Source organism: Chromobacterium sp. Ag138 (genome assembly GCF_055181315.1).
This window is the reverse complement of the sequence record NZ_JBUPWA010000001.1, coordinates 4,816,071-4,832,137: the sequence shown is the minus strand read 5'-3', so window position 1 is coordinate 4,832,137 and position 16,067 is coordinate 4,816,071. Positions and strand designations below refer to the sequence as shown.

Annotated in this window: 13 protein-coding genes; 8 read left to right on the top strand and 5 right to left on the bottom strand. The window is 65.7% G+C overall.

Translation table 11 applies throughout. From position 1 onward, the window contains the following. Nucleotides 1–122: 122 nt before the first annotated feature. Together ACY3GB_RS22420 and ACY3GB_RS22415 are read left to right on the top strand one after the other, a co-directional pair. Complete coding sequence (locus ACY3GB_RS22420; protein WP_463090684.1) at nucleotides 123–1,049, top strand: 2-hydroxyacid dehydrogenase; 927 nt, start codon at nucleotides 123–125, stop codon at nucleotides 1,047–1,049. 302 nt (nucleotides 1,050–1,351) lie between these two features. After that, entirely contained in the window at nucleotides 1,352–2,104 is a 753-nt protein-coding gene (locus ACY3GB_RS22415) for a hypothetical protein (RefSeq protein ID WP_463090683.1), read from the top strand. Nucleotides 2,105–2,151: 47 nt separating this feature from the next. On the opposite strand, the gene ACY3GB_RS22410 is transcribed toward ACY3GB_RS22415, so the two are convergent. Continuing rightward, on the bottom strand, nucleotides 2,152–3,819 hold the full coding sequence (locus ACY3GB_RS22410; RefSeq protein WP_463090682.1) for a SulP family inorganic anion transporter: 1,668 nt from the start codon (nucleotides 3,817–3,819) through the stop codon (nucleotides 2,152–2,154). Nucleotides 3,820–4,512: 693 nt separating this feature from the next. Here ACY3GB_RS22410 and ppk2 point away from each other — a divergent pair. The 5 genes from ppk2 to ACY3GB_RS22385 all read left to right on the top strand — a co-directional run bounded on the left by ppk2 (nucleotide 4,513) and on the right by ACY3GB_RS22385 (nucleotide 10,752). Next, nucleotides 4,513–5,370 (top strand): polyphosphate kinase 2, encoded by an 858-nt coding sequence (gene ppk2, locus ACY3GB_RS22405; protein WP_463090975.1) that lies wholly within the window; start codon nucleotides 4,513–4,515, stop codon nucleotides 5,368–5,370. 111 nt (nucleotides 5,371–5,481) lie between these two features. Beyond that, on the top strand, nucleotides 5,482–6,099 hold the full coding sequence (locus ACY3GB_RS22400) for a putative pterin-binding protein (protein WP_463090681.1): 618 nt from the start codon (nucleotides 5,482–5,484) through the stop codon (nucleotides 6,097–6,099). Further along, the gene (locus ACY3GB_RS22395) at nucleotides 6,096–7,856 is read left to right on the top strand and encodes a hybrid sensor histidine kinase/response regulator (RefSeq protein WP_463090680.1); all 1,761 of its coding nucleotides are present in this window, start codon (nucleotides 6,096–6,098) and stop codon (nucleotides 7,854–7,856) included. The genes ACY3GB_RS22400 and ACY3GB_RS22395 overlap by 4 nt, the downstream gene beginning before the upstream one ends. A 205-nt stretch (nucleotides 7,857–8,061) precedes the next feature. Then, nucleotides 8,062–8,340 carry a hypothetical protein gene (locus ACY3GB_RS22390; RefSeq protein ID WP_463090679.1) on the top strand — a complete coding sequence of 93 codons (279 nt, stop codon included), beginning with the start codon at nucleotides 8,062–8,064 and terminating at the stop codon, nucleotides 8,338–8,340. 330 nt (nucleotides 8,341–8,670) lie between these two features. Next, nucleotides 8,671–10,752, top strand: coding sequence for a methyl-accepting chemotaxis protein (locus tag ACY3GB_RS22385; RefSeq protein WP_463090678.1), 2,082 nt, complete (start codon nucleotides 8,671–8,673; stop codon nucleotides 10,750–10,752). A 58-nt stretch (nucleotides 10,753–10,810) separates the two neighbouring features. On the opposite strand, the gene ACY3GB_RS22380 is transcribed toward ACY3GB_RS22385, so the two are convergent. After that, nucleotides 10,811–11,419, bottom strand: coding sequence for a LysE family translocator (locus ACY3GB_RS22380; RefSeq protein WP_463090677.1), 609 nt, complete (start codon nucleotides 11,417–11,419; stop codon nucleotides 10,811–10,813). Between the two features lie 125 nt (nucleotides 11,420–11,544). Here ACY3GB_RS22380 and ACY3GB_RS22375 point away from each other — a divergent pair, with 125 nt between their 5' ends. Then, on the top strand, nucleotides 11,545–11,988 hold the full coding sequence (locus ACY3GB_RS22375; RefSeq protein WP_463090676.1) for an Lrp/AsnC family transcriptional regulator: 444 nt from the start codon (nucleotides 11,545–11,547) through the stop codon (nucleotides 11,986–11,988). A 6-nt stretch (nucleotides 11,989–11,994) separates the two neighbouring features. Here the strand turns inward: ACY3GB_RS22375 and asnB are convergent, their stop codons facing one another. From asnB to ACY3GB_RS22360, 3 genes are all read right to left on the bottom strand, one after another. Then, a complete protein-coding gene (gene asnB / locus ACY3GB_RS22370; protein ID WP_463090674.1) occupies nucleotides 11,995–13,845 on the bottom strand; it encodes an asparagine synthase (glutamine-hydrolyzing) in 1,851 nt (616 codons plus the stop codon). 163 nt (nucleotides 13,846–14,008) lie between these two features. Further along, a complete protein-coding gene (locus ACY3GB_RS22365) occupies nucleotides 14,009–15,223 on the bottom strand; it encodes a phospholipase D-like domain-containing protein (RefSeq protein ID WP_463090673.1) in 1,215 nt (404 codons plus the stop codon). A gap of 117 nt (nucleotides 15,224–15,340) precedes the next feature. Then, a partial coding sequence (locus ACY3GB_RS22360; protein ID WP_463090675.1) for a hypothetical protein occupies nucleotides 15,341–16,067 on the bottom strand: 727 nt, incomplete at its 5' end.

Below are 16,067 nucleotides of genomic sequence, written 5' to 3'. Positions count from 1 at the left end.
CCCGAGGGCGGCAACGGACTGCGGTTTGTCCTTACTGTCCGGCAAGCGGATGCCCGCCGCCGGCCTTGCCCGCCGAACACCGATGTATACTGCAGGCATAATCACAACAAGCTGCAATCGCCATGATCCTCGTACACACGCCCAATCCCAAGGAAGTCGCCGCCTACCTCGACCTGTTCCGGGCGGCCATGCCGGAGGAAAGCTTCGCCAGCCTGGACCAAGCCGATCTCGGCCAAGTCCGCCACCTGATCGCCTGGGGCCTGCCCGATGGGCTGATCGCCCGCCTGCCCAAGCTGCGGTCGGTGTTCGCGCTGGGCGCCGGCGTGGACAAGCTGCTGTCCCGCCCCGATCTGCCGGCCGATCTGCCGCTCTATCGCCTGCTGGACAGCGGCATGGCGGCCCAGATGACCGAGTACATCCGCTACGGCGTGCTGGGCTACCAGCGCAATATGGACATCTACCGCCGGCAACAGGCGGCGGGCCAATGGCGGATGCTGGCGCCGCGCCTGCCCGGCGACATCCGCGTCGGCATCCTGGGCCTGGGCGAGATAGGCTCGGCGGCGGCCAAGGCGCTGAGCAAGGACGGTTACCAGGTCAGCGGCTGGAGCCGCAGCCCTAAGCGCATTCAGCACGTGCGCAGCCTGCATGGAGACGCCGGCCTGGAAAAACTGCTGGAAAACAGCGACGTGCTGGCTTGCGTGCTGCCGTCCACGCCCCAAACCCAGGGCCTGCTGAACGGAGAGCGGTTGTCGCTGATGCCGCCGGGCTCCATGCTGATCAACGCCGGCCGGGGAGACTTGCTGGACCAGGACGCCCTGCTGGCCCTGCTCAACAACAGCCACATCCGCTGCGCCCAGCTGGACGTGTTCGCCCAGGAACCCCTGCCCCACGGACACCCCTTGTGGCAGCACCCCTCGGTCACAATCACGCCGCACATCGCGGCGATCACGCTGCGCCAGCAGGCGGTGGAACAGATCGCGGCTAACTTGCGCAAGCTGGCCGCCGGCCAGGAGGCCGATGGTCTGGTCATGAGAAGCCAGGGCTACTAGAGCCTGCCGGCGCTCATTCAGCGCCCCCTGATGCCGCGTTGCATCAACCTGCCTCAGGGCTGCCGCGAGGTTTTGCCAGCGGCGCTCAGGCGCGGCTGGCAAATGCCGCGGGCCGCCTGTCCAAACAGGCAATTGACCTTGCCTTTATTCATACGGTCGTTTCATAAGAATCTGAAACTAATAGGCATTTTTATTATTAAAATAAAATGTCAAATGCATAGTAACAAAGTACAGTAGCGCCGCTCCCCGCTGATTTCTACCATGCCGCCATTTCTCTGCTGCAACGCACAAAGGGGTATGAAATGGCCCGCATCGCTCAATCCATCCGCGTGGAACCCGCCAGGCTGCCCGACCATGAAAGAGAAGCATTGGCGCGCGAACTGTTCCAGGTCCATGACGCCATCTTCGCCGGCACCGATCTTCCCACCTTCGCCAACCTGGTGATGGCTCCGCCCTCCGAACACAGCAGCCTGCTGCTGCACCGGGATGAAACCGGCCGCTTGGTGGGCTACTGCACCATGCACCGCTTCCGCCGCCAGATAGGCGGACGCACCTGCAGCGTGCTGCGCGCCCAGTCCGGGCTTTACAAGGAGTTTCGCGGCAAGAACAGCAACATCACTTTCCTGATGCGGCAAGTGATGTACCACTGGCTGCAGCACCCGCTGCGCCCGCTGTATTTCTTCGGCGTGATGCTGCACCCGTCCAGCTACGCGGTGCTCCACCGTTTCTCCCACCGTTTCTGGCCCGCGCCCGGCCAGGACAACCGCCACCCGCTGGCGGCCAAGGCCTGCGAGCTGTTCGCCAGCTTCAACATCACGCCGGTGTCGCCGGACCGTCCCTTCATCGCCAACCTGGGCATCCTGACCCGCGAGGGCAAGGACGACCACCAGCGCTGGCAGGACTCCACCAAGCCATCCGACCGCTTCTTCCTCAGCGTGAACCCCGGCTACCGCCAAGGCGACGGCCTACTGGCGCTGGTGCCGCTGTCGCCGCTGGCCGTCGGCCACGCGCTGGTGCGCTGGGTGAAAATGCGCAAGCAGAAGCGCGCCCGCTGAACGTTTCAGCCGTCTTCAGGATGCCCGAGGCGTCCGAAGACGGCTGCTCACCCCCACACCACGCCGTCGGTCAGTACCGCCTCCGCCCGCTGCAGCGCGCTGGCCAGGTCTGGCTGCAGATTGTCTTCGCCCAACCGCTCCGCCAGCCGGGATCCCTCCAGCATCGCCATCACCTCATCCGCCGCGCCGCATAGGATCAGCGTCTTGCCTTGTTCCGCCAGCCTCGCGCGCAGCGCCTCCAGCGCCAGCAGCCCGGTAGTATCAAGCAACACCAGTCGGTGCAATTGCAGGATCACCGCCCGCGCCCGCGGCGCGTCCCGCAGGATGATGTCCACGCTGTCCGCCGCGCCGAAGAACAGCGCGCCCTCAACGCGAAAGGCCGCGCAACCGTCCGGCACGCTCTTGCCGGCCATGCTGTGCCGCTCAAACAACTGCGCGTGCTCCGGCAACAACCTGTGGATGCCGGTATGGCTGGCCATGCTGCGGATGAAGAACACCGCCGCCAGCAGCAGTCCGATCTCAACCGCCACCGTCAGGTCGAACGCCACCGTCAGCGCGAAGGTCACCACCAGTACCAGCGTGTCGTGGCGCGGAAACTGCCTGGCCTTGCGGATATCCCAATCCCCCATCTTCAGCGCCACCGACACCAGAATGGCCGCCAGCGCCGCCAACGGCACGTGGGCGGCCAGCGGCGCGGCCAGCAACAACACCAGCAACAGCAGCGCCGCGTGAAAGACGGCGGCGAGCGGCGTGCGGGCGCCGTTGCCGATATTGGTGACCGAGCGCACCACCGCGCCGGTAGCCGGTATGCCGCCGAAGAACGGCACCGCCATGTTGGCGATGCCCTGGCCGATCAGCTCCTGGTTGGCGTCGTGCCGGTCCGCGGTAAGGCTGTCCACCACCACCGCGCACAGCAGCGATTCGATCGCCCCCAACAGCGCGATGGTAAAAGCCGGCGCCAACAGGTCCGACAGGTGCGCGAGTTTGAGATCCAGAGCGGCCGGCGCCGGCAAACCCTGCGGAATGCCGCCGAAGCGGCTACCCAAGGTCGCCACCGGCAGGTCGAACGACATCGTGACCAATGTCGCCAGCACCAACGCCGCAAACGGAGAAGGCAGCAGCCGGTTCAGCCGCTTGGGCCACAGCAGGATCAGCAGCAGCAGCGAGGACGACAGCAGCGTGGTTGGCCAGTGAAGCCCGGCGAAGTGCCGGCTCAGCTCCGCCATCACCGCGAAGAAGCCTGACGGCATCTTGGCGATGGGCAAGCCGAAGAAATCCTTCAACTGCGTCAAAAAGATCAGCACCGCAATGCCGTTGGTGAAACCGGTGATCAGCGGCATCGGGAAAAAGCGTATCACCTGCCCCAGCCGGAACACGCCCATCAGCACAAGCATCGCGCCGGCCATGAAGGTGCAGATCAGCAGGTTGGCCACACCGTACTTGCTGACGATGCCGTACAGGATGACGATGAAGGCGCCGGTGGGGCCGGTGACGCACAGCCGGGTACCGCCCAGCGCCGCAGCCAGCGCGCCGGCGATCACCGCGGTGAAGATGCCGGCCTGCGGCGGCACCCCGCTGGCGATCGCGAAGGCCATCGCCAGCGGCAGGGCGACGATGCCCACGGTCACGCCGGCCATCAGGTCGGCGCGCAGCATCGCGCGGTTGTAGCCGCGCAGGGTTTCGAGCAGGCGGGGACGAAAGGCAATCGCGGACATCGGGCGCTTTCGGGGCCACGCGGCCTCGCAAACGGGAAGCGCGCATGAACCATGGGTTGTTTCACCCAATCATAGCTGCAAACCGGCTCCCCTTACCTGATATGGCTGAAACCTCCCATGCGGGAGCAGCTCGCTGCGCCAGCTCGAATATCCTGGGCATCGCCGGCTCGCCGTCGATACAAGACGCCTTCCTTCCTCCAACGCGCGGCTGAGGGCAGGGCCGCCGGCGTGCCCTGGGGGCAGACGGGTCAGATTGGCGCCCCGCCTGTCCTTCCGCTCGTCCAGAAACGGCGTCAGCGGCTGGTAGGTGCCGCCCAGCGCCGTTCCTCCCGATAATCCTTTTCCGCCACATTCCGATGTTCACCACATTGGCGGGCTGGCTTCCCATGACGATCTCCCTTTTGGCCCGATCCGGCCGCGCCACAACGCCGGGCCACCAGGGCCGCATATCCATCCGCGGGGAGCCCCCGCGCCGCCATCGACACCCCGCGGTAGCAGGCGTACGATAAAACCATGTCATTCAAATGGGAAAGTCTGGCCATGATGCAAGACAAAGATTCCGACTTCGCTCCGGTCGAAAGCGACACGCCCGCCTCGCCGGCCAAGCCGCGCCGTCAATCGGCGCGCGAGCGCAATGTCCAGCGCGTGCACGACGAATCGGTCCAGATCATCGAGCAGACCAGCCGGCAACCGATGGCCCTGCAGGTGGCGCAAGCGCCCCACGGCAGCGATGAAGACAGCATCAGCGCCGGACTGCCCGCCGACTACCCCTACCAAACCCGGATGCGCCGCGCCGAATACGAGCGGCTGAAGCAAGAGCTGCAGATCGAGCTCTTGAAAGTGCAAAGCTGGGTCAAGGAAACCGGGCAGAAGATCGTGATCCTGTTCGAAGGACGCGACGCCGCCGGCAAGGGCGGCACCATCAAGCGCTACATGGAACACCTGAACCCGCGCGGCGCGCGGGTGGTGGCGCTGGAAAAGCCGTCGGACCTGGAGCGCGGCCAATGGTATTTCCAACGCTATATCGCCCACCTGCCCAGCGCCGGGGAGATCGTGTTCTTCGACCGGTCCTGGTATAACCGCGCCGGCGTCGAACGGGTGATGGGCTTCTGCTCGCCCCACGACTATCTGGAATTCATGCGCCAGACGCCGCAACTGGAGCGGATGCTGGTCAACAGCGGCATACGCCTGTTCAAATTCTGGTTTTCGGTCAGCCGGGAAGAACAGCTGCGCCGCTTCATCTCGCGGCGCGACGATCCGCTGAAGCACTGGAAGCTGTCGCCGATCGACATACAATCGCTGGACAAGTGGGATGGCTACACCTCGGCCAAACAGGCGATGTTCTTCCATACCCATACCGGCGACGCGCCCTGGACGGTGGTGAAGTCGGACGACAAGAAACGCGCCCGTCTCAATTGCATCCGCCACTTTCTGTCGCGGCTGGACTACCCCGGCAAAGACCCGCGCGTGGCCCATCCGCCCGATCCTCTGATCGTCGGGGAACCATCCGCCATGCTGGGACGGGAGGAGCAGGACGCGCTGAGTTTCTGAGCGGTCCATCGCGGCGACAGGCCGACGCGCCGGCCTGTCGCCGTCCGCACCTGTCCTTTCTAACTAGTTAGGCCATTTTTCTCTTGTGATCGTTTAGATCAAATGCATAATATGCGCTCCGCCTTGCTCGCGGCAGCATCGCGCATAGTTCGCCCAAGTCAGACGTCAAGGCAGCAGATAAACATGAATTCCAATACGCTCTCCAGCCGTCGCGCGCGCGCCAAATCAGCAATCAGCCGGCTCTTCCCCCCGATCTTGCTTCTCGCCGCAGGCCTGCTCCCATTCGCCCCGATGGCTCAGGCCGCCGGCGTCACGCTGACGATCAGCGGCAATATCGGCAAATTCACCAATCAATCCGCCCGCAATTACGTCTTCAGCGAAACCGAATTCAACGCGCTGCCGATGCGCGAAATCAACACGGCGACCGACTGGACGCCCAAGGGGACTTTCCGCGGGCCGCTGGTGCGGGAACTGCTGGCCAGGGTCGGCGCGCAGGGCCGCCAGATCAAGTTTTACGGCGAAGACAACTACAACGTCACCATTCCCGCCAGCGACTTCAGCAAATACGACGTCATCCTGGCCAGGACCTGGAATAACAAACCCCTGCAGTTGAACGACTTCGGCCCGTTCTGGGTGATGTACCCGATTCAAGACATGTCGGCCTCCGAAACGAGCGGAATCTTCGTCGCCAAGCTCGCCTGGCAAGTCACCCGCATCGAGGTAAAATGACTCGTTACTTCCGTCTCGTGCTCAGCAGCATCGGGGGGCTCGAACGCGCCTTCCTCGCCCTGTCGCTGCTGGCGACCATAATCATTTCCTTCACCTTGTACGCCGCGGTCATCAAGCGCCCCATCACCAACAAGGCCTCCGATCTGTACTGGATGGTGGCGCAGATGCAACTGGCGTTCAATCGCCTGGAAATGGATGCCTGGCGGTACCACGCCGGCCAGATCCCCCGCGAGGAGACCGACAAGAGCTACGCCATCGCCGAAAGCAAGTACCAGCTATTCACCCGCTCGTCGCTGGTCAACACGGACCTGGAAAAAATAGAAGGCTTCGACCAGATCAGAAACCTGCTGACCAAGATCTTCCGACATCCGCCGCGTCAATGGACGAAGCAGGACGCGCTTGAGTTGTCGAGCGACATGGAAAAAATGCGCCCGCTGCTGGCCGACTATGGCGTCAAGGCCCGCTATGCGGAAAACAGCCTGATCGTGCAGCAACTGCGCATGGTGGAGCGACACCAGACCATGTATCTGCTGGGCCTGATGTGCTGGCTGGTCTTTCTCGGCCTCTTCTGGTTCGTGCTGCACCGGCTGGCGGAAATCAAGCGCCACTCCATGCAGCAGCAACAGGTTCTGGAACGTGAGCAGGCCGCCAGGGCCGCGCTGGTCCAGACCGAGCTGGCCCGCGACACCTTCCTCGCCACCATCAGCCACGAAATCCGTTCGCCGCTGCAAAGCATCCAGACCTGCACCGAGCTGCTGGAATACAGCATCCCGGCCGACAATCCCGGTTACGCCTACCTCTCCCGCCTCAAGCAGAGCAATGCCTACCTGCTGGCGCAGGTGCGGGACATCATGGACATCTCGGCGCTGAAAAACCATCAGCTCGCGCTCGAGCCCGCCACCATCGACATAGAAGAACTGGTGGCCTGCATCGTCGCCGTGCATCAGGGCAATGCCGAGGCCAAAGGCCTGGCGTTGACGGTGACCGTGCCGCCGATGCCCCTGCTGTGGCTGGACGGCAACCGGCTGCGACAGATCATGTGGAATCTGCTGTCCAACGCCATCCGCTACACCGACCAGGGACAAATCCGCCTGGAAATGGAATATCACCCCCGCAATCTGACACTTGTAGTCGCGGATACCGGGGTGGGCATTCCCGAAGACATCAAAATCCAGCTGTTCCGCCCCTTCACCCGCGGCAAAACACGCCGTCCCGGCAGCAGCAGCCTGGGCTTGGCCATCGTGCACGAGCTGGTCACGCTGTTCGGCGGCCAGATCGAGGTAGACAGCCAGGAAGGCCGCGGCACCATCTTCACGCTGAACCTGCCGGTTCAGGAAGCCGCGCTACCGGAAAACAGCGATGCCGCCGGCAGCGGCCAAAACCGCGTCCTGCTGCTGGACGACGACGACCCGATCCGTGAATCCTACGGCGCGCTGCTGCAGGAAAACGGTTACAGCGTGGCCAGCTTCGCCACGGTCAACGACGCGGCGGCCCAGGTCATGCGCCACCGCTTCGACGTTCTGCTGATAGACCTGCAAGTCGGCGCGGCCAGCGGCTACGAGGTTGCCGAGGTGGCCCGCCGCTTCGGCCCGAATCAGCATACGCCCATCATCGGCATGACGGCGTTCCAGCAAGAGTTCAACGACGCCCGCAGCGCGCTGCTGGCGGGCAAGCTGGAAAAACCGTTCAGTTTCTCCCAACTTGAACAGCTGCTTTCCCTGCATCTGCCGCGCAACAACGCCGGCGCCCCGGCGTAGCTTCCGGCAATGGCATTGTGACCGCAAGGCCACACAGGATATGGTTTGCCCAGCGCCACCCGCCACAAGATCCGGCCAAAAACAAAAAACATCCCTTTATTTTCAATAAAATACCCCACTTCCCGCCGCCAAGGAACATACTAGTGCTTGCCCGCTTCCCCAAACGCCGCCGCCCGGGCCCGGCCAGCCATTCGGGGAGAACCACATGCACGACCTACAGTTCATCCGAGAACACAAGAGCCAGATCAACCACGCGCTCAAGCCCTTCCATCTGCATCACCTGCGTTACGTTCCTGACGTCTGCTCCGGCAGCGCGGATTTGGTCTTGCTGATCGCGCCGTCGCCGGAGACCTCCTATTTCGACATGTTCCAAATGGAGGAAAGGCTGTCGGAACAGTTGGGCGTCAGCGTGCAGCTGATCAGCGAGAACGGACTGAGCAAGCAGGAACGCCGGCAGTTGCTGGAAATCGCCCAGGAAATCTGAGCGCTGGCCTGCCCCGCCGTGCGCGGTGCGGGATATTCCGCCAAACGCGCGCGGCGGCGAACGGCTGTCTTCCTCTCCCCTGCCCGAAGCCATCCGCCCGAACAGACCACGGCAACCGGCTCCCGCGCGTGGCCGTCGGCGTTCGGATCGCCGACGCCCCGCCCCTGAAAACTCGCCACGGACATCCGACTGCCCCGCCTGCCCCCGCTCGCCGTGCGAAACGCACAAGCGGATTGCCTGTACCGCTACGCAACCGTTATATTCAATTCAGCTAAGAAATTTTACTTAGTTGGCTAGCGCAGCACCCGCCCCTTCACGCAGGAAATCGCCATGAGCCGCACGCACGCACAATGGGGCCATCTGAGCACCCGCATCACCCTGGTGGCCGCAGCCGCCATTTCCCTGGCTTTCGCAGTCATGATCGGGCTGATCGCTCGGCTCAACTACACCTCGGCGCTGGATACCGGCTACCAGCTCTCTTCCGAACAAGCCGACAGCTACGCCAAGGACGCCGAGAACACGCTGTCGCAGGGCTTCCTGCTGCCGCGCCACCTGGCGGACACCGTGGCCGGCATCAAGCGCGGCGGCAAGCCGGACCGCAAGCAGACCGACAACGTCATCCAGGAGATGCTGGACCATGCGCCGCAGTCCATCGGCCTGTGGATGCTGTGGGAACCCAACGCCTTCGATGGCGACGACAACGCCTTCCGCTTCGACTGGCCGCGCCACGATCCCACCGGCCGCTACCAGCCCTACATCACCCGCAACGCCCAAGGCAAGGCGCAGATGGACGTGATGATGTCGGCCGACCGCATCAAGGAATTCCCCAAGTACAAAGAACATCCGGAAACCTACAAGCCGGATTACGAAAAATCCGGCTGGGGCGATTTCTACTATGTGCCCAAGCAGCGCGGCCGCGACACCATCACCGAACCCTACCCCTACGAGGTGCAGGGCAAGATGGTGCTGGAAAGCTCGCTGGCGGTGGTGATCAAGGATGCCGCCGGCAAGATGCTGGGCGTGTCGGCCACCGATGTGGCGCTGGACCAGCTGCAGAAGCGCTTCGGCCAGATCCAGCCCGGCGGGAACGGCTTCATCCGCATCGTGTCCGAAGGCGGGCTTTATGTGGTCAGCCCCAAGGCTGAGCTGCTGGGCAAGCCGGTGCCCAAGGAGGATGCGCTGTTCCCCCATTTGGCCGACGTCAAGAAAGGCGAGGACTTCGTCTACGAGGACGGCGGCTTCACCCACTTCTTCCATCCGATACGGATAGGCGAGACCGGCCAGTTCTGGTCGCTCGGCATCAGCATGCCTACCGCCGCGCTCACCGCCGACGCCCGCAAGGCCATGCTGAGCGCCATCGCGATCGGCGTGGTGGCGCTGGCCTTGATCCTGCTGCTGCTGGCCGCCGCGATCCGCTCCCAGACCCGTCCGCTGAACCGGCTGGCCGAAACCATGGAGCAATTGGCCGGTGGCGGCGGCGACCTGACCGTCCGCATCGACATCGCCAACCGCGACGAGATCGGCCGCACCGCCGACGCCTTCAACCGGCTGCTGGACAGCCTGCGCGACATGTTCGTCAAGGTGCGGGACCAGAGCCGCCAGGTATCCGAAGCCGCGCTGACCCTGAGCCAGTCGGCGAGCCAGGTGCACGACGCCTCGGCGCAGCAGTCCGACGCCGCCACGGCCAGCGCCGCCAGCGTCGAACAGGTGACCGTCGGCGCCCAGCACATCGCCAACACCGCGCAGCAGGCCGGGGACATCGCCCGCGAAACCGGCGCCCTGACCGAGCAGAGCGTGGCCAAGGTCAACCGCGTCGCCAGCGAAATCCAGCGCATGACCGACAGCATGCACGCGCTGGCCGACCGCATGAACGGCCTGGGCGAGCGCTCCAACGAAGTGACCACCATCGTCGGCGTGATCAAGGATATCGCCGACCAGACCAATCTATTGGCGCTGAACGCGGCGATCGAGGCGGCGCGCGCCGGCGAGATGGGCCGCGGCTTCGCGGTGGTGGCCGACGAGGTGCGCAACCTGGCCGGCCGCACCGCCGAAGCCACCATCCAGATCACGCGCATCGTCGAGGCGATCGGCAGCGAAACCCGGCAGGCGGTCAGCGACGTGCGGCACAGCAGCCAGCAGGTGGACCTCAGCGTCGGCATCGCCGAGGAGGCTAATCAGTCGATGCGCGAGGTGCAGAGCTACAACGGCCAACTGGTGACCAGCATCGTCGACATCGCCTCCGCCACCCGCGAGCAATCCAGCGCCAGCGTGGAGATCGCGCAGAACGTCGAGCGCATCAGCAGCATGGCGCAGAGCAACAACCAGACCGTGCGCGAGGTCAGCGACGCGGTGAGCCGGCTGCGCGAGCTGTCCGGCGAGCTGGAACAGCTGGTCGGCCGCTTCAAGCTGTAAGCGCCCTTCCCCCGCTCCAAGCCCGGCCTCGCCGGGCTTTTTCATTGCCGCCCGCCACTCAAATCCCTGCCGCGCGCCAGGCCAGCAGCACGGCGAAGCCCAACAGCAGCAAGCCGCAGCCGGCATCCAGCCATCGCCGGCCGCGCGCGCCCAGCCGGGACAACAGCGCCCCGCCGCCATAGGCCAGCGCCAGCCACCACGACGCGGAGCCGCAGAACACCCCGGCGACGATGGCCAGCTGCTGCGGGCCGCTGGCCGGCAGGCCGCCGGACAAGCCGGCCGCCACCGCGGCGAAGGACAGAATGGTCATCGGGTTGCTCAAGGTCAGCAGCAGCGTGCCGGCATAGGCGCGCCGCAAGCCGACGCTGCCCTCCTCCCGGCCCGCCGGCTCTGGCGCCGGACGCCGCAGCGTGGCCATCCCCATCCAGGCCAGCAGCGCGCAGCCGGCCCAGCCCAGCGGCCGCGCCAGCTGGTCGGCCAGATGCAGAACCGCGTTGCTGCCGGCGACGCCCGCCACCGCGAACAAGGCATCGGCGCTGGCCGCGCCCAGACCGGTGGCCAAACCCAGCCGCGGCCCGCCGCGCAGGGTGCGGCTGATGCACAACAAACCGATCGGCCCCACCGGCGCCGCGATCGCCAACCCGATCAAGCCCGCCTGCCAGAACATATCCGCTCCTCCTTCGTCCATGGCCATAGTCTGCCGCCATGCCAAGCGGATGCCCATGCGCTTTTTTCGCCTGAACGCTATGCTGACCTTGAAAACCAAGGCAAACAGACAAAAGGAGTTTACGAATGGAAGTCGACGCCAAATCCTGGGCGATCCTGGCCGCCCTGCAGGCCAACGCCCGGCAGTCGCTGACCGAGCTGGCGCAGGCCGTCGGGCTGTCGGTGCCCGCGGTATCGGAGCGGGTGCGGCGGCTGGAGGAAGCCGGGGTGGTCCAGGGCTATCACGCCCGGGTGGCGCCGCTGCGCGCCGGCTACGCGCTGTCGGCGCTGGTGGGCATCACCGTGCCGCAGCCGGACAAGAAGACGCTGCTCGCGCGGCTGGAAGCGATGCCGGAGGTGATGGAATGCCATCACGTCACCGGCGTCGATTCCTATATGTTCCGCCTGCTGGCGCGCGACGTCTCGCACCTGGAACAATTGGTGGCCAGCCTGAACGACCTGGGCGAGACCCGCACCGCCATCATCCTGTCCACGCCCATCCAGGGGCGGCCGGTGCGGCCGCCGCGCTGAGCCGGCTTACAAATCCAGCGCCACCTGGTGGCGCAGCAGCCACTCGTTCAGGCCCAGCGCCATCTCCAGTCCGGCGCGCTCCGGCGAGGTGCTGGTCTTGCCGAACGGCCGGTCCAGCAGCTTCCACGCCGCGGCCTTGTCCAGCAGCGGCAGCGCCGGCGACGAGGCGTCGTCCAGCACCCGGGTCAGGCCCTGGCGCAGCGCCTGCTCGTAAGCCGGGTCCTGGGTGGCCGGATACGGGCTCTTGACGCGCTGGACGATGGCGTCCGGCAGCACGTCCTTGCCGGCCGCGCGCAGCAGGCTCTTTTCGCGGCCGTCGAAATTCTTCATGCTCCACGGCGCGTTGAACACGTATTCGACCAGCCGGTGGTCGCAGAACGGCACCCTCACCTCCAGCCCCACCGCCATGCTCATCCGGTCCTTGCGATCCAGCAACGCCTGGACGAAGCGGGTCAGGTGCATGTGGCTGATCTCGCGCATCCGCCGCTCGCGCGGGCTGTCGGACGCCAGCCGCGGCGCCTCGGCCAGCGCCTGCGCGTAACTGTCGCGGCGGAAACCCGGCATGTCCAGTTCGCGCAGCAGTTCCGGCGCGATCAGCGACTGGCCGTCGAAGAAAGCGCCGCTCGACCCGGCCAGCCACGGAAAGGTATCGCCGTCCACCGCGGCGGCATCGTGGAACCAGCGGTAGCCGCCGAACACCTCGTCCGCGGATTCGCCGGACAGGGCCACCGTCGATTGCGCCCGGATCGCCTCAAACAGCTTGTACAGCGACGGCAGCATGTCGCCCCAGTAGGCCGGCGGCAGGTCCTGCGCGCCCAGCACCGCCGCGCGCAGACGCGGATCGGCGAGCTCGCGGCTTTGCAGCAGGATTTCCTGGTGCTCGGTGCCGGCGTGGGCGGCCAGATCGCGCACGAAGGGCGCGTCCGGCGAACCGCGCAGGTAATCGGCCTCGAACTCGATGCCGTGCTTGACGAAGTCCACCGAGAACGAGCGCACCGTGCCCTTGCCCTGGCGCTGCATGCTTTTCGCGGCCAGCGCGGTGACCACCGACGAATCCAGCCCGCCGGACAGCAAGGTGCACAAGGGCACGTCGGCGATGATCTGGCGCTCCACGATGTCGTCCAGCAACGCGCGCACGGTGTGGATGGTGGTCGACAAATCGTCGGCGTGCTCGCGCGCCTCCAGCTGCCAGTAGCGGCGCTTGCGCAGGCCGTTCCGGTCTATCGTGACGACCTGGCCGGGCCGCACCTCATGCATGCCGGCGAACACCGCGGCCTCCGGCGTCTTCACCAGGTCCAGCATTTCGCGCAGGCCCTCGGCCGTCACCCGGCGCTGCGCGTCCGGATGGGCCAGGATGGCCTTGGGCTCGGAGCCGAACAGCGCGCCGTCCGGCATCGGATAGTAGTAAAGCGGTTTGACGCCCATGCGGTCGCGCGCCAGCAGCAGCCGTTGTTCGCGCCCGTCCCACAGCGCGAACGCGTACATGCCGTTCAGCCGCTCCAGCATCGCCTCGCCCCATTGCAGGTAGGCGCGCAGCACCACTTCGGTGTCGCTGCGGGTGCGGAAGGCGTGGCCCAAGCCCTGCAGCTCGCGGCGCAGCTCCTGGAAGTTGTACACCTCGCCGGTATAGACCAGACACGCCAGCGTCCTGCCGTCCTCGTCGGCGGTCATCGGCTGGCGGCCGCCCTCCAGATCGATGATGGACAGCCGCCGGTGTCCCAGCGCCGCGTGGCGGTCCAGCCACAGCCCCTCGTCGTCCGGCCCGCGCCGGGCCATCGTCCGCGTCATCGTCTCCGCGACCGCGCGCTGCTCCCGCAGGTCACGCTCGAAACTCACCCATCCGGCAATTCCACACATGGTTCGGCTCTCCTCTTGTCAGGCGGCCGGACAGAACAATCCGCCCAGTCCGCATTATGCTTTATGCATAATCAATCAGGAGAAGGCTCCCTCGCGCGTGGCACTGGTAATAAGAATGGGATATTGACGTATTTTGCCCAGGCCCACGCCGCGGGCCTAGGCGTCAGCCCGCTTGGCGGCAGGCCTTGTCCGGCGCCTGGTATGAACGTGAGACGTCCAGCGGCACGGCGTAGGGGGACGACCAGGTCTGTTCGTGCAGCGCGGCGATGCGCCTGGCCATGGACTCGCTGCGCAGCGCCACTTCCAGATTGCGCGATTTGTCCATATAGCCGCCACTCCAGTTGCTGGTGCCCACCCAGGCGATCCTGCCGTCTATTTCCATGGTTTTGCTGTGGATGACGCGGGCGAAGGGGATGCAGGCGCTGTCGCGCGGAATGGCCACCACCCGAACCTCCATGCCGGGCAGCACCGCCAGGCTTTTCAGATAGTCGACGCCCGGCTTTTCCAGATTCCAGTCCGACACCATCAGCTTGACCCTGACGCCGCGCGCCAGCGCGCCGCGGATGGCGTTGTCGAACACCGGGTAGTAGCTGCGCGGCTTGCCGAAGCTGAGCGGCGCGTAATCCAGCAACTGGATGCGCACCTCGTCCTTCGCCTCGGCCATCAGGCGCGGCAACGCCTGTTCGGAATCGCCAACGCCGTCCGGGTTGTAAGCGTTGGGGCTGGCAAGCAGCGCCGCCGGCTGGGACAAGTCGGCCGCCTGCTCGGCCTCGCGCAAGGGCTTGGCCTTGCCGCCCGCGGCCAGCGTCGCCTGCGCCGCCCAGTCCTGTTCGAAGATGGCCTGCATCCTGCCGGCCATCGCCGCGTCGTCCACCTTGAACCCGGTTTCATGAATGTGCTGCAGCGAGCGCCAGTCGAAATTCTGGCTGCCCACGTAGGCGGACTGCCCGTCCGCCACGATGAATTTGGCGTGGATGATGCCGTTGCCGGTCAACTGGTTGTAGTCGAGCTGGCGGTATTCCAGATTGGGAATGCGCTTGAGCCGCTCTATCGTCGCCGGATCGCTGGCGAACATGCCTTTCTTTTCCATCAGGAAGCGGATCTTCACGCCGCGTCGCCCGGCGGCGTCCAGCCGCTCGATCACCCCGTCCATCAGGCTGCCGGGCTGTCCCGCCACGTAGAACTGCTCCAGCGCGATTTCGCGCTTGGCCGAATCGAACAGCTGCCGCCAGACCGTGGCCGCATCGCGCAAATCGGGCGTGTCCAGGCCGGCATGCTGCGGCGCGTTGTGCACCAGCTCGAAGCCGGGAATGGAGAAATCAGCGCGGGCCAGCGAGGCCGCCATCGTCAGGGCCAGCGGCCACCAGCGTTTGGACATGACTGCATCCTTCGAAAAGGGCGCATCATGCCATGGACATGTTAAGCAAGTATGTGGCCGGCATGAAAAAAGGCTGCCCCGAGGGGACAGCCGCCAAAATGGGCCCGCTGCGGTCCGTCAACGAAGCGAAAGCAGCGAAATCACGCGATAGCGGCTGATGCCCAGCAGCGCCGGCACCAGTTGCTGCAGATGGTTGAAGTCGGCGGTCTGGTTGAGCCGGGCGTTGAAATCGCTGACGAAGCCGCTGGCCCAGCTTTGCTCGTCGGTGCGGGCCAACTGCCCTATCGACTGCCTGGCTTCGGCGATCGCGCTGCCGATGGCGGCGCGGGTTTGCTGCAGCTGGGCGATGGAGCGCACCACGCCTTGCAGGGTCTGGCGCACCTGGGCATGGTCGTCCAGCTGCCATTGCCCCGCGTCCAGCGCCGCCGGCTCGGCCTGGGCGGGCAACGGTTGCGGCATGCCGCCGGGAAAGCGCATGCCGCCGCCGCGCACGGTCAGGCTGTCGCGCAGGCGCGCCCAATCCTGCTCGCCGCAGCTGAAGCCCAGACGGCCATGATCGTCCAGTTCGCAGCGCACGCCCAACGGGCCCAATGCCTGGTTCAACCGGCGCAGGGCGGCGTCGCGGCTGATGCCGTCTCCCACCCGCACCGCGGCCGGCGCGCTTTGCCCGTCCAGCGCGAACACCAGGGTTTCCGGCTGGCCGCCGGTCAGGCTGTCCAGATCCAGGCCGCGCACGGTGAAGCCTTGCCGGGCGGGCGCGCCCAGCGACAGCCTCAGCTGGCCGTCCAGGCTGCCGGCGCTGTCGGACTGGCGCCGTTGCCAGCCGGCTTCCAGCTCGCCGCGC